The following is a 19,365-nucleotide window of genomic DNA, read 5'->3' as shown; positions in this document are numbered from 1 at the left end:
AGACACGTCCTAAAACTCGCAAGACAGTATTTGCAAGGCTTAGAGACCAAACCTTGTATACCCTTAAGTCAACGTAGCAATCAGCATTTGAGATAGTTACTGATAGTTTAGAGTAGAAAAATAGTATGTTATCATTTTTGCAACCATTATTTTCTCTTATCACTAATAATTCACAAAGCTAAAGCTCCAATTCTTAGTCTTACTAATCCAAATACAGTTAGAATTATTTCATTATAAACATCTGAATTTAACCTAAATCTTTGGGATGCTACTTGAAATATTTTAATTGCCCTGATTAAATTTTCTACAAATATACGCTTACTTGATAAAGCTTTATTTTCCGCCAATTCTTGTTCACTTAATTCTTGCTTCTTTTTTTTCTTATGAGGAGTTGTGATATTATTTCCTCCTTGATACCCTTTATCCCCCTTCAAATTCTTGATTCTCGTCAAATCTTTTTTGTTGCTCTCGAAATAAATTTATATCTGCTGTCGGTCCAGGAAAACCTACTTGAATATCTACTATATCTTCAGCATCTGGCAAAGAAACAACCTGGCTTTTTCTAGTATGTTGTCTTTTCTTCCCTGAAAAAAACTTTCTTTGCTTCTTGTTGTCGGAAGGTCTATCTATTGGCTGTTCCAATCTATCTACTAATAATTTAAATTGCGTTAACAATTCTTGTACAATCATTAAATCTCCTTCTTTCCCCTCAACTTGTTCTAGCAAACTTGCTGGTAAAATCTTACGTAAGATTTTTCTCCAATAGTGTAAAGTATCATTAGATAAAGTTTTTGATATGCCAAACAGCATCCCTAACACTTCAAATGTTGGTATTTGTCTCAGATAGAAAATGCACAAACATACTTGTTCTGGTATCGACAATATTTCTTTGCGTCCACCCCCACGACGATGTATTCTGATTTTGCTCTGTTCGAGTTTTTGTTGTTCGTCTTCGTGAACTTTTTTAGCTGCATTCACAAGGTTTATAAACTGTTCATAACTAATGCCTAGAAGCTGCTTACTACGTAAGGGATGTTTCTGTATATAATCAAAAGCACTAATCATTTAATTCACTAGTAGTAGAAGGTCAATTTCCATTTCTACCACTTTTTTGTGCCCAAATAATATTCCGGACGTGTCTAATGGCTATGGTGAGTTTGATGATATTCGATTTTATCAATGGGTTATTTGATTTATGGCAGCAATTAGAGAATCATCAAAATTCCTTGGTGCAAACAGGAGTAAATCAAACAGAGATACGTATCAAAAATACCCTCCCTTGTTTTGATAAAACTAACAAAATAGGACAAAATCTAGATGCTATTGCTGAAGTCTCTTTAAGCATTTTAGAGACTTTTGATACTGCGTCGCTCGAACAATTGATACAAAAATTACCCCAGGTCGAATACGTACAGCAGCACGACGGTTGGGGATTGCCGATCGCGTTGATGGAAAATATCAGAAGTTGGCTGTTTTGAGGATGCAGCTTCGAGCGAAGTTAGAATCGCAGCCGAGGGAGGTTGAGCAAGTATTAAGGGGATTGAGAATGCACAAGCAGGAGGTGTAATACCAATTCACAATTCGCAATTCACAATTCGCAATTCGCAATTCGCAATTAAGAAATCCTGATTTTACAAGGGTTTCAGAATTTGGATATGTTTCACGATTTTAGTGAAATGGTATAAGCAGACATACTGATGGTGTAGGTTGTCGCAAGTGCTAGCAACCTCATCATACCAATACACATCACGCTCAAAATAGGCTTTAAAATCTCGGTTAATTTGAGTTAGCAGGATTTGTCGCAAGCCAAGCAACTAAGTCATCTAACCCTGTAAAATCTAGCAAAGCCTCACCCAGGGTTTCTAATTGATTTGTTGAAAGTGATTGAACCTGTTCCCGCACGGATTGGGGTAACTCGCCAAATCGCTTTTGCAGCAATCGTAACACGAGATTTTGAGCTTGCTCTTGCTGCCCCCGTTCGTAGCCAATACGTTCGCCTGTTGTAATGTAGCTCATGCGTCTCTCCTGTTCGTATTGCTTAAATTCTTGCCAAAAATCTGCTTCCAATGTCCTTGGTAAAATCATAACCCAGTCGATAAATCTATATAGGTTGCGAATGTCCCTTTCCTGCCATCCTTGTTCGTACAACCTACGAATTAGGCTAAATTTCCAGGTTTTGCGCTCTCCTAATTTTTTCCTCGTTTCCTGGGTTTTCAAATGTGCCATAATGACCGTGGCAAAGGGATTGTCGCTGGCTTCTAATTCAGCCCAACGGTTTTTGTAATCTATTAATTTGACTGTGCCAAATTCAAAATTTAACCTGGTGTCGGGATAGTCGTAGCTATATTGGTGGGGTCGCCAATCGGTGCTGGAATCGCACAAAATCGCTACGCTGATAGCGGGTTTGGCAAATTTATCGAAAATCCGCAGGTTGTAGAGAAACATCCTTTCTTCAAACTCTTCCTCCGATTCTGCCTGGATTTCGACGTGTATTAATAGCCAAATTTCTTCGCCGTTGAGTTGCCACACGCGCACTAATTTATCTGCGTAGCGTCTTCCCTGTTCTGCGTCGCGATCGATTTGTTGGAATTCCTTGTTGAGAAATTCGTGGGGACGCTGCCAGTCAATTAGGGCTGCGGTTTGGGGAAAGAAAAGCTGCATGGCTTGGGGAAAGTAGGCTTCGAGGATTTCTTTCCAGGGGGAATCGTTATCGGCTCTGGGTAATTCGTCGGTCACGAGTTGATCGGCAGATGGTATTAATGTTCTGATATTACCGCGATTTATTGCAACAATTATTGGGAAAAGTAATGCTGGACTAAGATAAATGAAGATAGGAAAAAAACAAATAACTTCTCTATTTTCTCATAACCACCCAACATCATAATTTTCTAATATTTTCATACCAGAAAAGTTAATTATTTGCGTTTCTTCATGAACTCGCGTGGTGCGAAAATACCTGACTGCCGTTTAAATGTCTCTGTCACTTTCGGTAATGCTTGTATGGTGCTTACAATCTTTTTTACTGCAACCAATGGCGTTCACACTCAGCATTCCTCCAAGGATACTTTTCTGCTAGCAGCAAGTCTTCATCTGTATAACGTTCGCGCTCACCGGACACAGATAACCTTTGCAACTCAACTGACAATATTGGATGTTCCGGTGCAGCGCGGTTGTTAGGTGGATTGGCAAGGATTCCGGCAACATCTTTCACTTACTCCGCCATCAGTTTCTCCAATTTATGATGACAATAACTACAATAACCGTCTAGCCACTGTTCATCAAGAGATAGAAACGTACCACACATATCACACTCAAGATATTCCTGTTCATAGTCGCATAACGCACAATGCCTCTCAGAGAGCATAAAAGTATTATGGTGACAGCTTGGGCATTGATCTAATGGGGCTTCGCCACCCTCTTTCATAGCTGTGTAGATATCTGCGCCTAAACTGTCTGATAAACACTGTTCTGCCGCATCTCCAAAATCAAACTCTTCTCCACAAGAACTACAAATCAAGACAGTAGAAGTATTATACTCGCCTTCATCTTCAGTTTTTATCAGACTTGAATGACAAGCTGGACATCTAATTTTTTGCAAGGCATCTTTGAGCGTCTGATATTTCCAGTCAATCTGTGCGAGAGATTTTCTACAAGCCTCTTCCTCTGCTGCATATACATCTGCTGTATCGAGAAGAGCTTGCCAGCATTCATCACCAAGAAGATGGCGAGGTTGTTCTTCTAGATATCCACCGATAAAATCTCGAATTAGCACAAAAGACTTTGCAACAATTTCACGAACAGCATCAGGAGATTTATCTGTGTAATAATGCTCAACTTCATTGCGAAGCTGATTTAATTCGTCAAATTTCTTCCAATCAATTTTGATATCTAAACTACTAAATCTTTCCTTAATTTCTTGAACATCTACGGTCTTTTTGCCTTTTCCAATAAAAATCACATTTCCCTGCTCATCGTAGCTAGGTCTTATATCTTTCTTGATTAAAATTTCTCCGTCATTAGAGGGTGACAACTGACATAACTTTTCTTTGTAGAGCAGAAGTATGCCAGCACAAATATTTCTTACAGCAGACAGATATCTTCTGCCATCGTCCATAAGATAATCTTCAACACCTACTTGTATTGACTCAACAGCATTATTGAGAAGAGACATCGCCTTACTTTATTAAGCTAATTAGATAGGATCAATACAAACTTAGCATCAGCTACTGACAAACCGCCTTCAGGTAGCACCCCTACAAGTAATATCAAGCCGCCTAACTATTTATTCTGCTGACGATTTCCACATATCTAATTGTGGAGTATTGCAGTAACCGGAATGTAAGCCCGGATTTCTCACAAAAATTTTAACAAGTAGCTCAAAAGGCTTATACCACTTAGATTTGAGATAAAATACTGCGCTAACATCCTGTTGTGATTCATGCAGAGTCTAAAATGTCCAAAATCTAAGCTAGGTAAAGGTTTGGGTAATAGCGATCGCTCCCTTGTGAGAAATGTGGGTAAGGCTCATAAATCATAATATATAGAATTTATCGGAATATGAGAAATATACAGAAACTTTCCGCGTATTTACCCAATTTGTCATAAATATTTAGAAAGTTTCCACATAACATCCTTTTTTCGACAATATCCATATTTTTTCTGTATATTCACCCATTTTGAGGTAGAAAAGGGAAAATCCCTGTATAATTAACCCTGATATTCAAATAATCTCCGAATGTCATCCTGAATTAGGACAATATGCAGAATTTTTCCAAATATTAAACTATGACAAAACCCCCGAAGAAGTTGATGGAAGAGGTTCAGGATGTAATACGCCTCAAGCATTATTCGTACAGCACTGAAAAAACTTATGTTTCTTGGATTCGACACTATATATTTTTCATGATAAGCGCCATCCTAAAGATATGGGAGCAGATGGAGTCGAAGGTTTTTAACCCATTTAGTAGTTCAATAAAAAGTCTCTGCTTCTACTCAAAATCAGGCTTTTAATGCACTTTTATTTTGATATCAAGAAGTTTTAAATATCGATTTATGACCAAACCAGCGATCGCCGTAGACCAGTCTTTACCCATCGCACCAAACAAAATCATTGTGGGAAGCATACCTCAACGATTCCCCACCATAAAGCAAAATAACGAATCGATTTGATGGTACTTTCTATTTCCCGCCCTGTTGCCTTTCTCGCAACCGTTCCAAACCATCAAGAATCAAATCTAACCCAAATTCAAAGTCATGCAAGCCATCATATCGACCTTCGATGACGTAATGGGCAAGTTGATTCATGTAGGGATATTTCTCTGGCGGAATAAACGAAATAAAGCTTTCTGCTTGTTGTGCATACTCCCCAGGTTCAAAGGGGAAATTTAGCTCCTGGAGCGTAAACCCATAAATGTGGTTATCTATCGCGTTCCAAGCATGGTCGGCAGTCTCAAAAGAAAAGCCAGCTTCACGCAGACATCCCAAAGTTGCATCGATATAGCGCAACATTGCCGACCCCACATTCACCCGCGACATCATCTGCATTGCAGCCCAAGGATGGCGCAACAACACCCCGTGAGCCGAAATTGCCCGTCGCCGCATGGCTTTTTTCCAATCAATTTTTAGGTTGGGTAGCTCAATTTCCCCAACCACCAGATCGACAATCCCATCCAAAATATCGTCCTTATTGGTAACGTGATTGTACAGTGACATTGCTTTGACACCTAGCTCCTGGGCGATTTTCCGCATCGACAGCGCTTCAATCCCATCTTTATCGGCGATACACAGTGCCATTTGCAATACCCGTTCCCGACTCAAAGGCAATGGGGGTATCGATTTTGAGTTACTAGTTTTGACCATTTTCCTCGAATTAGTTGTTTCAGCCCGAATCAATCTTCAATTACTTTAACTTGACAAACTTACGCCGTAAGTTACACTTACAGTGTAAGCTAAACTTGTCTCCTCAAAGCCCATGAATAATCCCGATCGAACAGTTTTAAAAATGAAAGCGATCGCCCAGTCTGAATATGGTTCTCCCGATGTGTTGCAAATGGAGGAGGTTAATCGACCCGTTGTATCTGATAACACCGTACTAGTTAAAGTTCATGGTGCTGCCGTCCATGCTGGAGATTGGCATTTGATGCGGGGTCAACCGTTTTTTATTCGCTTCATCTATGGAGGGTTACGCAAGCCTCAAACTAAAATCCTAGGCTGCGATGTTGCGGGGGAAGTGGTAGCTGTGGGGAAGAATGTGACCCAGTTTCAGCCGGGAGATTTGGTGTTTGGCGATGTCTCGGAATCGGGTTTTGGTGCCTTCGCCGAATATGTCTGCGCTCCCGAAACAGCGATCGCTTTTAAGCCAAATAATCTCAGCTTTGAAGAGGCTGCAACAGTTCCCGTTTCTGCGGTGACAGCACTCCAAGGACTGCGAGATGTGGGACAAATTCAGCCAGGACAAAAGGTATTGATAAATGGGGCTTCCGGTGGGGTAGGGTCGTTTGCAGTTCAGATTGCTAAGGCTTTGGGGGCTGAGGTGACAGGTGTATGCAGTGCGAACAAAGTCGAAATGGTGAAGTCGCTTGGGGCGGATCGCGTTTGCACTCGTGCAGAGATGAAATCCCAATTAAAACAGCACTATTACAATTTGATACTCGACAATGCTGCCTACAATTCACCGTTCGATTATTTCCCGTTCTTGAAAACTCCAGGTACTTACGTAGTAGTTGGTGGTTCGATGACGCGATTATTTCAAGCCATGTTTCTCGATTTTGTGACTTCTAAGATTGGCGATCGCAAAATCAAGTTTCTGGCTTGCAAGCCCAACCAAAAAGATTTAATTGTCTTAAAAGACGCGATCGAAGCTGGTAAAATTCGTCCTTATGTCGATCGGGTTTATCCTTTGAGCGAAGTTCCAGCAGCAATCCACCATTTGGAACAGCGACAAGTGCGAGGAAAAGTCGCAATCACTTTTGATACGTAAAACAGATTTGGGTAATAATTCATCGTTTGTTTTGTCTATCGTATTGCTCTCTGGCAACTTCGACCTCATCAAAGTTTTGATTTGACCAATCGCATAATGATTTAAGTACCCCATTTAAGCTTTCCCCTAATGGTGTTAAAGAATACTCAACCATTGGTGGTACAACAGGATACACTTTACGGTTTACCAAACCATTACGTTCCAAATCCCGCAGGCTTTTCGTTAACATTCGCTGGGAAATGTCGCCAATTTCCCGTTGTAATTCTCCATAGCGTTTTGTCCCACCCGAAAGTATATACAAAACCGCCACAACCCATTTATCTGCTACCAGTTCCAGGGTTTGCCGTAAGAAAGGATGGCTGTCTAGCACATTTGCAGATACGATTTCCTTCGACATTTAATTTACCAATCCTTCGACCTACATACATTTATGTGTGTATAGCAGTTTTTTGTTTGTACTTGTCAAGTTGTATATCAGATTTGATAATTAAACCATGCACGGCTAAGGCAATGTCAACCGAACACTTGTAAATTAGTCTTCCCAAGCAATCGAGGTTTTATACATGAGCGCTCGCAATCTCTTCTCCGAAATTCAACTCGGTGCCAATCATCTACCGAACCGGATCGTGATGGCTCCCATGACACGCTTGCGAGCAGTGGGGGGAATTCCCAATGAAATAATGGCGGAGTATTACCGTCAACGAGCATTGGCTGGATTGATTGTTACCGAATGTACGATGGTGTCGCCAATGAGTAATGGATACATGAACTGTCCGGGAATCTACTCGCCAGAGCAAATTGCTGGTTGGCAGGTAGTAACTGATGCTGTCCATCAAGCTGGTGGCAAGATTTTTCTGCAACTTTGGCATTCGGGTCCAATTTCCCATCCAACCTTACTCGATGGCAAACAACCTGTCGCTCCCAGCGCGATCCCACCTGTGGGAATGCTCCATACTCCAGCAGGGAAAGTAACGATCGAAACTCCTCGCGCTTTGGAACCTGAGGAAATCACTGGTATCGTTGAAGAATTTCGCCAAGCTGCAAAAAACGCGATGCAAGCTGGATTTGATGGTGTGGAATTACATGGGGCATTTGGCTATTTAATTGATCGATTTCTCCAGGATGGATCGAATCAGCGAACGGATATTTATGGTGGTTCGGTGGAAAATCGCGCTCGTTTCCTTTTGGAAGTTGTGGAAGCTGTTTGTCAGGTCTGGGGTGGAGAGCGAGTGGGGATTAAACTATCTCCCAGCAATACTTTTTACGGGATGCATGATTCCAATCCTGTAGCAACGTTTGGTTATGCAATCCAACAACTTGATCGCTTCAATCTTGCTTACGTTCACTTAATGGAACCAAGCGAGGATGACCTCAAAACCGATGGTGTTATCAACCCCGTATTGGCAACATTTCGCCCTTTTTATTCGGGTTTAATTATTACCAATGGCAATTACGACAAAGCCAGAGGCAATCAGGCGATCGCAAGTGAAGAAGCGGATTTAGTATCCTTCGGCAGACCATTTATTGCCAACCCCGATTTACCACAGAGGTTTGCGATCGATGCACCTTTGAATGAGGTGAATTTTGCAACTGTTTACGGTAAAGGCGATCGAGATTTAGAACACGGGTATACGGATTATCCGGCTCTAGCAAGATAGAACAACTGATAAGTTATCTGCTCAAGCTCTATATTTGATACTGCTCCCGTTGCCTCATCAGTTCAAGAATTCCATACAACTTGCTGCTACCGAACGGCAACTTTTGTCGTTCGGTAGATTATTTCCGAAGTGAAACTTTTGAACTTCGGTAAAATGTAGTTTTTAGTCGATAACCAAGTCCGCCAAAATAGGTATACTTTGTAACTCCAAGGAGATAAGTTTCAAATCCTTAACCTCAATACCTATTGCATACTCCCCAACGCCGGGAAGCTAGGCAGAAATTAGAATTGTATTTGATACTCAAGTGGCGATCGCCCTTCAATAAGAAAAACTGGGAGAGGTTGGGACAGCCGTTTGGGAAAGATTAAGGGTGAATCTTAGATAATATAAAGTAATGGTAGTTAAATTTGGTAGTAAGTGATTATGTCTAAAGGCTATAACCCAAATCCAAATTCAAGAAAAATTTACTCCAGCATCAAAACTCAAATAAGACTACTGATTAACAAGTATAAAAGCGATAAAAATGCAATACATGTTTTTGAAACTACTAAGATAAGATTTGAAATCTTAAGACAAGTTGCTTTTGATTTAGCAGTTCGCAATCCAAATTTACATTTTCAGGTTTTTGATGATAGATGCTGCTGTATAGTTACTCAGCATATTCCCTTAAAAGAAGCTTTTTCTTATACCTGGGTAAAACAATCAGAGGTATCTGGAAAGTGGCTTGTAATGGCGGTACCGCCAGGGGCAACAAGGATAGACAGCTTAACAGTATGGATAAAGGAAGAAGATGCCCGTAAAGTTGCACTCAGAATATTAAATAAGATTAGAAATTTCCCACTTTTATGAATGGGATAAACAACATCAATCTAAGTATTATATAAAATTTCTCAGAAGCTTACCTGATGACGAAGATAGTATAGTTGGAATAACAACTCCAGGAAGTACCACAATTTTTGATGTTGAAGCTCAAAACACGTTACAGGTTTACTTCAAGAAGTTGCAAAATTCTGAAATTACTAGAGAAGAATTTTTGCAAAAAACGAGCGAAATTTCCTCTTCAATGAAAAAATAGCTCACATTACTACGGGTCAATGTTAATCCTTGGATTGTTCTCCCCTTTACAGCGAGTTGTTGATTGAGGAAATCGGCGGATTTTTGGTTTAAAATTCCCAAAATTTGGTTATCTAATTTCGCGATGATTTTACGAGCTTGTCCAGCTTCCAAGGTAATCTTGACCTGTTCACCCTGCCAATTGCGATCGCTGAAACCATATTGATGAACGCGATCGATTTGTATTTTATTTTCGGGATTTTTCAAGCTGGTAATGACAACACTTGTACTACTAGAAGAGGTAATACTTGCAATAGCTTCATATCCAGCGAGTAAATGGGGCGATCGCGTATCGATAATCCCTAATTTCAGTAAATCCCTCTTCCTGTTGAATTTGGTCGTAGAAAAGACCTGCGACAGAAAAAGCTGATGTGAAAAATGCAGGCATAAATCCCGATTTCCCGAAGAAATTCCGCATCGAATTTACCAAACGCGGTAAGACATCTGGTTCCCGTTGGAATAAGTAGTTTAAGCAAGTCTTCGTTCTGAAACCCAGTATTAAGCTTTGGCTAAGGAATTATTAATTTAATTTTACCCTGACGGATACAGATACATAGAGAATATACTGATAAAATGCTATATTTTGATGGAATAGTCGAAAATCTACGTATTTACACTATCAGCATAGACATCACGTTCTTTTGTACGAAAATCCTAAACAGTAATTATTGCTACAATTTATACCTTTAATCCATTAGAGTAACGATAATAAAAATCATTAATACAGAATATGAAACTGAATCGTCAATTAAGTTTAACAGTTATTAGCATAATTTTATTTTTTAATCCCTCTAGTTTCGCTCAACATACAATTAGTCAAAATCAGCAAGGGGAAATTCAAGAGAAAACATTCTATTTTGGTCTTAGGGATGTATCTGCTCCTATTAGCTTTCATGACCCAAAAGCCAGCCAATGGAAAGGTTGAAGAATTGGAATTACTTACCGATTTTTCTTGGCGGTTTTTCCAACAGGGACAATTTGTACCTCGTGTTTCCCCATCTTGTTCGAGGAAACTTAATAAACCAAAGCGATCGCAAAAATAAGTATGATTGTCTTCTGTGGACTCTCGGCTACAGTGCTTGCAGTTCCAACAACTTGGGCTTTTTAATGAAGACTGTTCGAGGTTTGGGGAATCGCGATTTTGAATTAGTTTGACTGCTGCATCGATGCTTTGGCAGTTGAGAGTATTTCGTAGCTTTGCAGCCAATTCCGTATTCCCCGATTCGATCAAGTTATCTATTTACATGACAACCTTCTTAGCTTTGGAATAATTGCGACCACTTCCCAAACCGACAAATTGAGCGACGAGATCGCGCGTTTGACCTTTGATAGACGCTCCAGGAAAATTTTCCTTAAACGTTTTTTCAAAATCTCTTCCTAATTTTTCATTGGTCGTAATTGCTGCTAATTGTTGTCGCTGCTTGGCTTTCATTTTTTCAATCTCTTCCCAAGCTAGGGCTTCACGTACTCTTTGTTCGTTAGTTTTATTACGTTCAATATTTTCCAAAAGTAATGCTTCTAACTCCGCTTCTGGGCTCGGAAATTCTCTCACTTCAACCGGAATGCTTTTCCACCCCAAGGATAGAGATGCTTTCCAGTATAGATGCCCGTTCACAATCGTGTTTTCTTGGTTAATCAGTAATGGTCTGGGATATTGATTATTACTGATTAAATTAATTACATCTGATACATCTACCTCATCTCCGTAAATCGATGAGTATGAGGGATGGGGTTGGAGAAATTTTGGATTTACAGAATGGAAAATCGGACTTGGGTATTGAGTACAATCCATTGAAAATACCTTTTGTCAAGACTTTACACAAAGATAGGAAAAGAGAGTGGTGCGTCTCAGAACAAGTACCCTTCGGGATACATTTCCCTCCAGCCTTCTGCCTTCTGCCTTCTGCCTTCTCATACAAACAATCCTTCCGAGTGAAACACAAATTCCAAAACTTCCTGTGGGTAATTTCCAACAGTTCCGTACATCGAATCAAAAACGACTTATTTACGCATTCCATTTTTGCCTCAATAAGCAGATGCTTTTCTCCCTAAACTATTTGCCTGAGCTTTCCCCAGCTTGATTTTATGCAGGTTTGCTCCCACCAATCACCGTAAAATAATACTTATGAAAGGTGATTCGATGCGATCACGTTTTACATCTATCCCCTGCAACCATTTTTCGTGAGTTGCAAATGACTTGCTCAAATGTTCGGTTTTGGCTGAAAGTGCGCGTTGTTGGAGTTAGATTTGAGATTGGGCTTCTAAAAGTTTGGATAATTGTTGTATTGTTTCTAATCCCACTAGTGACTTTGCCTCAGATAATTTTGTCAGTATGGTAGTTGTATTGAAAATACTAATGCATCCCTGGATTCAAGCAAAACAAAAAATCGAGTCACAATCGCTGACTTTTGATGCCATAGCTTGTCCCAACGTTATGTCATCAAGTTTAGGTGGTTAAGTATGACAGTGAGAAGAATGTACATCCATATTTACGTACATAATATCCAAACTGCCTTCTTGTTCATGGTTTCTGACTTTTGATTTCCTAGTTGATAGTTTTTTTGGTCATGCTTGATACTGATTCCTAAATCTTGAACCCATTCTCTGCAAAACAAATCATCCAAAAGGATGAAAAAACTCTACTCCCACTAAATACTATCCCATTGGGTAGATGCAGAAAATTTATTTTGTCCTCTTGTCTAGAAATCATTTTATACAGTTTCTTCGTATACAATTTTAGATATAACTACGTAGATAAACTTCTTCTGTTTCCATTGCAACATACACAAACAAATTATTGTTAAATTTATGACATTTAAAGAGGTACAACCTTCTATTAACAAGGGGATTGCAAATTTAATTGCAGCATCACAAGCCTGTATCAATTTGTGTCAATTTGTACCACAAAATTACTCAAGAAATTATGAGATGGAAATAAGCACTTAAGTTTTTTATTGTGATAGATTAGACTTATAAATACTTTATTAATATTCCTATTTTCTCAGCTTTTTAATTATATTGAAGCCTTGTATGATTTGTGTAGCAGTTATTACAGGTATTTTCACAGCTTGACTTTCATAGTGAGATAAAAGTTCAGTGTTCGGGTATTAACCACTATTTATTACACTTGCATTATTGATAGAGCAATAATGCTAAGTGTAGTGTAGTTCTTATCTCACCAAGCTTTTAATAAATATCTAACTGATGTTGGATACGTATAAAAATAATCATAGATTAAACAATATTATACAACTTGATATTAAGCACTAATTATCTGGGTCAGTAAGCAATTGTCAAAATCAAGATAAGTGTGTATAAGTAATTAGAGGTGTATGGTTTCGCTGCACATTCATCAAGTTAAGCGTGTTTCGTTCCAATTGTATTGTTCGACAGTTCTCAATTCTTTCTCTGCTGTTCGATGGGGGTCTAAATGCAATATGAGAAAGGCTTGTTTTTTACCTAAGTTTGTTACTGAAAGTAGTTTAGATATCTCGTGAAAAATTTGAGACATGGGTTAGCGTGGCAAATACGAATTTTATTTATGCTTCCTTCTGATGAATTGGAGTTAGCATTACGGCTTTAAACATTTTCAAAAACTAATCTAGTTGTGAAATCAACAAAATTTCAGGAGGTTAATTTGACTAAACGAATAATGTCAAAGCTGCCCCCCGATGCAGAACTGTTGTCAATTGAACAAGCATCAATCCGATTAGGTCAAGGATTTAGCCGTAGTTCAATTTTTCGTAGAATTAGTTCTGGGGAATGGCAAGAAGGAGTTCATTGGATTGATGCTAGACGGTATGGCTGTACAAATCGAATTATCAAAATTAACATTACTGCCATTTTGAACGATTTTGCCATTCCAGCAGCTTTTCGCACCTAGTTACCGTCTGGCATCATGGATAACTTGACTTATGGAGCAGGTGGTCTACCAACACGATTAATTAGGGTTTCATATACCTTCCAATAGGTTGCTTCATCTATCCAAGCTCGATAGGTTTTGCAATGTGTAGTGACCGAATGCCCCATTAATTTTGCTCCGAAATCAGGGGTAAAACCAAATTCAAAACATCTACGTGCATAGCAATGACGAAGATTATATGGGGGAAACGGAATTTTAAAGTCGTAGAAAAATCCCGATATTTTGGTTCCGAGTTTTGCATTGGAGGAATCTTTCATTGATACCAAGTTTGGTAAAACAATCTCTTTTAGATTCCAGCTTTCCACCCACTCCGGATATAGCGGGTAGATAAATCGCTCTCCTGTTTTAGTTTCATCGCTGACTCTGGCAATGGGGAAATCTAGCATGTCAACATGAAATACTTCATGGGGACGCAAACCATATGCTGCACACATCCCGTATATCCACTGCCAACCTGAATTGGTAATTTTATCTCGCCATTGAGCTATTTGTTCATCTGTGGGTAAACTCCTTGGTGATACAGTTCCTGGGGAATAATTTCCACTCAATTCTTTAATTGCATCTAAATTTTCAAGCTTGGCGAATTTGGCAAGTCTACCTAAAATATCACACACCCTTTTACGACTTCGTGTATCAGGTTTTGTTTGGCTTACAAACTTGATGATTAAGTCTACGGAAATTTCTGCATCCTTCGCAAACTCAACAAATTTAGGGAAGACGATTTGGTAATCTTTTTTCCAGGTTGTCTCTGTTTGTTGGTTACGCGATCGCCTCCTCCAATATTCGGTTTCAAATTTCTCTACCCAATCAGATACAGTTTCCGCTTCTTGTGCTTGACCTAATTGCCAATCAGCCCAATTAAATTGACCTTTATCAAGTTGTAAAGCGATCGCACGAGCTTGTTGTTCGGCATATTGCAATCCTGCAATCGTGGCTTTTACTCCTTGAGGATTTTCTTTTGTTCTCAGCGATATTCTTTGCTGATGGGGTTTGGTTTTACCTGAATTTGACTTTGGTGGAAATGTCCCCCTGAGCCATAGAGTATTTCCACGCTGTTGAATAGCGATACCAATCTTAGAAGACCGTAATCTACCATTGGCTTGGGCAAGGCGACCACTAATATCCATAAAAATTTACCCCAAAGTGACTGAGGGAAAGTTTTCGATGGAAGATGTCACCCAATCTAATCGTGCAACAAACTGATAGTTGGCTTTTCCCAACCTCTAAATAGTAGCCAAAACTTGGACTAAATTTGTGCCTAAATTTGTGGGTTGATTCGACCTGATTTGGAGTAAAATGAAACAAATTGAAGTTTGACTCGTTGAAGCTGGGTGCTGCTTCTGGAGCCGAAAACAAGGGGATATTAATAAAGGCGACACCCGGATTTGAACCGGGGGATGGAGGTTTTGCAGACCTCTGCCTTACCACTTGGCTATGTCGCCGCAACCAACAACTACACATGTTAGCATCATTTCGGAGATTATTCCACTTTTTGTTGACTGAGCAATTCTAAATTTAAAAATCCTATACTTCAAAACCCTTACTCGAAGGGAGTTTTATCAGTAACAAAACGTTTGTCGCGGAAAACAGCGCAAAAGCACTCCAAATTTAGAATTGCTGGGATTGCCTAGAGACTGAGTGTCAGGTATGAAACTCTATAGAGAAAATAATTGACGAATTTAGAGCCGAAAAATCGAAACTGAAATCAAAAACCCAGAGTGCGGTGGGTTGTGGAAATTTTACGGAAATTAATCTTTGGTTGATTTAGCAATTAAAGGTAATTGTAATCCTGATGGATAAATTCCATCTTGCTTAACTTGTTTAATCTCTATATCACTGATGCGTAAATTTAATTTTTGTCCTAATATTTGCACAATATCACCTCGATCAATCACACCTGCAACTGCTCCTGCGGGAGATAATACAGTGACCCGTATTAATTGTTCTTTTTCGAGTTTGTTAATTACTTCTATCAAGGTACTTTTCTCTTCTACAGTAGGGATTTCAGATAAAATATTTACTATACTTTGTACAGTTTTTGTTTCCCAATCACTACGTTCAATTTGCCGCAAATTATCAACTAAAACCATACCTTGATAGCGTCCATCAGCTTCTGCAAAATAAACTTGAGAAGTAGAATTTTCTAACAAATACAAATCAGCGAATGTACGCAATTTTTGCTTGGCATCGACTACGCGAAAGTCGCACGTCATTGTTTCCGCAGCAGTTGTATTTAATAATGTTTCTTGTAGAGTGGCGATGCGGCTATAATTTGTGGCATTACGAATGCCAAACCATCCTAATAGAGCTATCCACAAGCCTGTTCCTAAATCGCTGGTGAAATAATCAACTGCTAAACCAAGAGCGATCGCAGTATATCCCAAAATTTGCCCTGCTCTTGCTGCTCCTCGTACTGCTTGAAATCGGTTTCCTGTTGCTTTCCATAATGCTGCTTTTAATACCTGTCCTCCATCTAAAGGTAAACCAGGAATTAAGTTAAACAGTGCTAAAATCAGATTTATCCTGGCTAAATCGCTAATGACTATGCTTGAAGGTGTATTACTTGGTAGTATATTTGCGGTCATGGCTAGCAATAAAAATAACCCAATGCTGACAATGGGACCAGCGATCGCAACTTGAAAAGCTTTCCCTGGGGTTTTGGATTCTTCTTCAATTGCTGCAATCCCACCAAATAAAAACAGTGTAATCGAATTTACTTGAATACCTTGCGATTTTGCCGCTAAACTATGTCCTAGTTCATGTAATAGTACGGAGGCAAACAATAGCAGTGACATTGCGATCGCACCACTCCAAGCCATGACAGCACCCCATTCTTGGTAGGCAATACCAAAATTGAGAGTGGACAACACAAAAATAACAAACCACAAAGGGTCTAAAAATAGGGGTATACCGAATAATGACCCGATTCTCAAATGTTTTTGCATAATAAATTCCTGAAAATAAATATTACTAGTAGTAATTAGAACGGCACTTAATGTATATATTATGGAATCTTCCAAGTGTATTTTTACTGAGGGAAGATTAACCAATAGGGCTTATTTTTTAATCCCAATTATTCCCATCCTAAATCAAATCATCAATCATTTGTATGAGTGTAGCCCGCACTTGACACCGAACATCAAACTCCTCTTTTTTCGTTGCACTCTGTATTCTTCGTAATTCGATAGGAATTTGAAGCGTCGCCATCAAATATCAACTTGACTGAGGTGATGCTCTTTACCTCTGTTTTGGGTATATATGAAATTTTTCTCAGTACAATTGCGGTATTTAGGAAATTTTGCAATAATGAAACCCAACGTCGCGCAGTCAAAAACCGATGGTTTGGGCATCTGGACAGCAGTTACAAGGTGGTAAATACATTATCGAACAGGTGCTTGGGCAAGGTGGGTTTGGTATTACCTACAAAGCACGACACTCGATACTAAATAACATTGTGGTAATCAAAACACCCAATGAAAGCTTGAAAAATGATCCAGAATATGCTAACTACATCAAGCGGTTTATCGACGAAGGGCAGCGATTAGAAAAGCTTTCGGAAACACAGCATCCAAATATCGTCCGTGTGAGGGATTTATTTAACGAGGGTGGTACTTATTGTTTGGTGATGGATTTTGTTCAGGGGGATAGTTTATTTAACCTGGTGCAAACAAGGGGAGCATTACCAACAGCAGAGGCAATTAAATATATAACTCAAATTGGTAATGCCTTGAAAATAGTTCACCAAGCGGGATTGGTACATCGAGATGCCCATCCTGGGAATATGATGATTCAACAGGATGGCAAAGCTGTATTAATTGACTTTGGGATTGCTGGTGAGACAATGCCAACAACCGTTAGTTCTCGGTTCTTTGGTAATCCTGGGTTTGCACCCCACGAACAAATGCGGGGAGATAGAAAACCCTACGTTGATGTTTATTCTCTTGCTGCTTCACTTTACTACGCAGTCACGGGAAAAAGACCAACCGAATCTTTTAACCGCAAAGCCTATAATATGCCTTTGGTTTCCCCGATTGAGCATGTTTCTACTATTAGCAATGAATTAAATCAAGCAATCCTCACAGGGATGGAAGTGGAACCCGAAAACCGTCCCCAAACAATGCAGGAATGGTTGGAATTGCTGGTTGAGGAAGAAATCACGATTTGGAAAAGGGGACATCAATTACAAAATGGCAAATACACCATTGAAAGAGATATAGCTCAAGGTGGATTTGGAATTACTTACTTGGCAAGAGATGAAAATAACCAACGAGTTGTCATCAAAACCTTGAATGAGACAGTCCAAAAACGTCCCGATTTTGCCAAACTCCAGCAAGATTTTCTCAACGAAGCGGTAAAACTAGCAAAATGCAACCATCCCCATGTTGTCAAAATTAGCGAAGTCTTCCCTGAAGGGAAACTTTGGTGTATGGCAATGGAATATATCGAGGGAGAACACCTGGCAGATAGGGTTGTCAATGGTGGTGTGTTATCGGAAGCGGAAGCAGTCGGATATATTCAGCAAATTGGAGAAGCACTAACGGTAGTTCACAATAATGGGTTGTTGCATCGGGATGTGAAACCAGCAAATATTCTCATCCGTGCAAACCAGCGAGAAGCGGTATTAATTGACTTTGGTATTGCCCGGGAATTTCTGCCCAGTGAAACCAAGTTGCATACACCTTATCTTTCCCATTGTTTTGCACCGATTGAACAATATCAAACTGTGGCAAAACGGGGTGCATATACAGATATTTATGCTTTAGCAGCAACATTATATTTTTTAGTCACCAAAAAGCTACCCCATCCAGCTATAAATCGAGCTAGTGGGATGATATTGGAGTCACCAAAGAATATTAATCCTAGTATTAGCAGTAGGGTAAATCAAGCGATACTTAAAGGGATGGAGTTGGAACCAGAGAATCGTCCCCAAACTATGCAGCAATGGTTGGAGTTGTTGAAGGAACCTGTTGTAGTTGTGACACCACCACCAATTCCTAAAAAAGCAACTCCCCAACCGCCCAGAAATCAAACACCTACACCCCAACCACCTGTATCTCAACCACCAACTCCTAAGCATGTAAATACAACCCCTTCACCACCAGCGAATAATAATCAGCAAACAGTTATCAACCCGTCACGTCGGAAATTTATTCAAACTGTGAGTTGGGTGGGTGCTGGGTTGGGTATAACTGTTGTGGGCAAATTCATTACTGATGTCTCATCACAGACATCAACTTCACAAAAGTCGGATTTTTCAGAAAAATCTGGCTTCTCGACAAACTCGCCATCTCCTGTGACAAAAACCTCAACAAAATCGAATTTATCACTGCAAACCTTAAATTTTGAAACTGTGACAGCAGATTCCAGGGGAAGCATTACCAATCGCCGGAAATTAAGCGCGAAGTATATTACAGAAGACTTGGGGAATGGTGTCATCTTGGAGATGGTACAGATACCCGGAGGAACATTTACAATGGGTTCTCCAGAAAGTGAAGCAGGGAGAAGCACAACTGAAAGTCCCCAGCGACAAGTTACAGTACCGGGTTTCTTCATGGGGAGATATGTAATTACCCAAGCGCAGTATCAAGCCATTATGGGGAATAATCCCGCTAGTTTCAAAGGTGCAAATAAACCTGTGGAAAGTGTATCTTGGGATGATGCCGTGGAATTTTGTAAGAAGTTGAGTCAAAAAA

21 protein-coding genes and 1 tRNA gene are annotated in these 19,365 nt (G+C 39.6%); 8 read left to right on the top strand and 14 right to left on the bottom strand.

Annotation, left to right across the window (positions count from 1 at the left end):
• Nucleotides 1-170: 170 nt before the first annotated feature.
• Together VB733_RS25575 and VB733_RS25570 are read right to left on the bottom strand one after the other, a co-directional pair.
• Complete coding sequence (locus VB733_RS25575; RefSeq protein WP_323342866.1) at nucleotides 171-434, bottom strand: transposase family protein; 264 nt, start codon at nucleotides 432-434, stop codon at nucleotides 171-173.
• On the bottom strand, nucleotides 421-1,065 hold the full coding sequence (locus VB733_RS25570) for a transposase family protein (protein WP_323342865.1): 645 nt from the start codon (nucleotides 1,063-1,065) through the stop codon (nucleotides 421-423). Before VB733_RS25570 ends, VB733_RS25575 begins: the two co-directional genes overlap by 14 nt.
• A gap of 95 nt (nucleotides 1,066-1,160) precedes the next feature.
• Between VB733_RS25570 and VB733_RS25565 the strand changes: the two genes are divergently transcribed.
• Complete coding sequence (locus tag VB733_RS25565; RefSeq protein ID WP_323342864.1) at nucleotides 1,161-1,478, top strand: hypothetical protein; 318 nt, start codon at nucleotides 1,161-1,163, stop codon at nucleotides 1,476-1,478.
• A gap of 298 nt (nucleotides 1,479-1,776) precedes the next feature.
• On the opposite strand, the gene VB733_RS25560 is transcribed toward VB733_RS25565, so the two are convergent.
• From VB733_RS25560 to VB733_RS25550, 3 genes are all read right to left on the bottom strand, one after another.
• Entirely contained in the window at nucleotides 1,777-2,736 is a 960-nt protein-coding gene (locus tag VB733_RS25560; protein WP_323342863.1) for a DUF4351 domain-containing protein, read from the bottom strand.
• A 283-nt stretch (nucleotides 2,737-3,019) separates the two neighbouring features.
• Nucleotides 3,020-3,211 (bottom strand): hypothetical protein, encoded by a 192-nt coding sequence (locus VB733_RS25555; protein WP_323342862.1) that lies wholly within the window; start codon nucleotides 3,209-3,211, stop codon nucleotides 3,020-3,022.
• The gene (locus tag VB733_RS25550) at nucleotides 3,212-4,171 is read right to left on the bottom strand and encodes a hypothetical protein (protein ID WP_323342861.1); all 960 of its coding nucleotides are present in this window, start codon (nucleotides 4,169-4,171) and stop codon (nucleotides 3,212-3,214) included.
• 614 nt (nucleotides 4,172-4,785) lie between these two features.
• On the opposite strand from VB733_RS25550, the gene VB733_RS27530 reads away from it, so the two are divergent.
• Nucleotides 4,786-5,010 (top strand): phage integrase N-terminal SAM-like domain-containing protein, encoded by a 225-nt coding sequence (locus tag VB733_RS27530; protein WP_416336349.1) that lies wholly within the window; start codon nucleotides 4,786-4,788, stop codon nucleotides 5,008-5,010.
• A gap of 168 nt (nucleotides 5,011-5,178) precedes the next feature.
• Here the strand turns inward: VB733_RS27530 and VB733_RS25545 are convergent, their stop codons facing one another.
• The gene (locus VB733_RS25545) at nucleotides 5,179-5,859 is read right to left on the bottom strand and encodes a TetR/AcrR family transcriptional regulator (protein ID WP_323342860.1); all 681 of its coding nucleotides are present in this window, start codon (nucleotides 5,857-5,859) and stop codon (nucleotides 5,179-5,181) included.
• Nucleotides 5,860-5,971: 112 nt separating this feature from the next.
• On the opposite strand from VB733_RS25545, the gene VB733_RS25540 reads away from it, so the two are divergent.
• Nucleotides 5,972-6,979, top strand: coding sequence for an NAD(P)-dependent alcohol dehydrogenase (locus VB733_RS25540; protein ID WP_323342859.1), 1,008 nt, complete (start codon nucleotides 5,972-5,974; stop codon nucleotides 6,977-6,979).
• A 19-nt stretch (nucleotides 6,980-6,998) separates the two neighbouring features.
• Here the strand turns inward: VB733_RS25540 and VB733_RS25535 are convergent, their stop codons facing one another.
• Complete coding sequence (locus VB733_RS25535; RefSeq protein ID WP_096618091.1) at nucleotides 6,999-7,376, bottom strand: winged helix-turn-helix transcriptional regulator; 378 nt, start codon at nucleotides 7,374-7,376, stop codon at nucleotides 6,999-7,001.
• Between the two features lie 166 nt (nucleotides 7,377-7,542).
• Between VB733_RS25535 and VB733_RS25530 the strand changes: the two genes are divergently transcribed.
• Entirely contained in the window at nucleotides 7,543-8,637 is a 1,095-nt protein-coding gene (locus VB733_RS25530; protein ID WP_323342858.1) for an alkene reductase, read from the top strand.
• 423 nt (nucleotides 8,638-9,060) lie between these two features.
• Complete coding sequence (locus VB733_RS25525; RefSeq protein WP_323342857.1) at nucleotides 9,061-9,486, top strand: hypothetical protein; 426 nt, start codon at nucleotides 9,061-9,063, stop codon at nucleotides 9,484-9,486.
• A 138-nt stretch (nucleotides 9,487-9,624) separates the two neighbouring features.
• On the opposite strand, the gene VB733_RS25520 is transcribed toward VB733_RS25525, so the two are convergent.
• Both VB733_RS25520 and VB733_RS25515 read right to left on the bottom strand, forming a co-directional pair.
• Nucleotides 9,625-9,957 (bottom strand): hypothetical protein, encoded by a 333-nt coding sequence (locus VB733_RS25520; protein WP_323342856.1) that lies wholly within the window; start codon nucleotides 9,955-9,957, stop codon nucleotides 9,625-9,627.
• Nucleotides 9,958-10,009: 52 nt separating this feature from the next.
• Nucleotides 10,010-10,168, bottom strand: coding sequence for a hypothetical protein (locus tag VB733_RS25515; protein ID WP_323342855.1), 159 nt, complete (start codon nucleotides 10,166-10,168; stop codon nucleotides 10,010-10,012).
• A 475-nt stretch (nucleotides 10,169-10,643) separates the two neighbouring features.
• Here VB733_RS25515 and VB733_RS25510 point away from each other — a divergent pair, with 475 nt between their 5' ends.
• Entirely contained in the window at nucleotides 10,644-10,793 is a 150-nt protein-coding gene (locus VB733_RS25510; protein ID WP_323342854.1) for a hypothetical protein, read from the top strand.
• A gap of 197 nt (nucleotides 10,794-10,990) precedes the next feature.
• Here the strand turns inward: VB733_RS25510 and VB733_RS25505 are convergent, their stop codons facing one another.
• A complete protein-coding gene (locus tag VB733_RS25505) occupies nucleotides 10,991-11,542 on the bottom strand; it encodes a hypothetical protein (RefSeq protein ID WP_323342853.1) in 552 nt (183 codons plus the stop codon).
• 1,560 nt (nucleotides 11,543-13,102) lie between these two features.
• Entirely contained in the window at nucleotides 13,103-13,261 is a 159-nt protein-coding gene (locus tag VB733_RS25500; protein WP_323342852.1) for a hypothetical protein, read from the bottom strand.
• Nucleotides 13,262-13,402: 141 nt separating this feature from the next.
• Between VB733_RS25500 and VB733_RS25495 the strand changes: the two genes are divergently transcribed.
• Nucleotides 13,403-13,633 carry a hypothetical protein gene (locus tag VB733_RS25495; RefSeq protein WP_323342851.1) on the top strand — a complete coding sequence of 77 codons (231 nt, stop codon included), beginning with the start codon at nucleotides 13,403-13,405 and terminating at the stop codon, nucleotides 13,631-13,633.
• 29 nt (nucleotides 13,634-13,662) lie between these two features.
• On the opposite strand, the gene VB733_RS25490 is transcribed toward VB733_RS25495, so the two are convergent.
• The 3 genes from VB733_RS25490 to VB733_RS25480 form a co-directional block, all read right to left on the bottom strand.
• Nucleotides 13,663-14,799 carry an integrase gene (locus VB733_RS25490; protein WP_323342850.1) on the bottom strand — a complete coding sequence of 379 codons (1,137 nt, stop codon included), beginning with the start codon at nucleotides 14,797-14,799 and terminating at the stop codon, nucleotides 13,663-13,665.
• A 243-nt stretch (nucleotides 14,800-15,042) separates the two neighbouring features.
• Nucleotides 15,043-15,114: transfer RNA gene (locus VB733_RS25485), tRNA-Cys, on the bottom strand.
• A gap of 306 nt (nucleotides 15,115-15,420) precedes the next feature.
• On the bottom strand, nucleotides 15,421-16,617 hold the full coding sequence (locus tag VB733_RS25480) for a site-2 protease family protein (protein WP_323342849.1): 1,197 nt from the start codon (nucleotides 16,615-16,617) through the stop codon (nucleotides 15,421-15,423).
• 392 nt (nucleotides 16,618-17,009) lie between these two features.
• On the opposite strand from VB733_RS25480, the gene VB733_RS25475 reads away from it, so the two are divergent.
• Nucleotides 17,010-19,365, top strand: a 2,356-nt coding sequence (locus tag VB733_RS25475) for a protein kinase domain-containing protein (protein ID WP_323342848.1), incomplete at its 3' end; no start/stop codon positions are given.

The organism is Calothrix sp. UHCC 0171, from assembly GCF_034931845.1.
Classification (GTDB): domain Bacteria; phylum Cyanobacteriota; class Cyanobacteriia; order Cyanobacteriales; family Nostocaceae; genus Brunnivagina.
The sequence above is the reverse complement of the archived record's forward strand: the minus strand, read 5'-3'. Positions and strand labels throughout refer to the sequence as shown.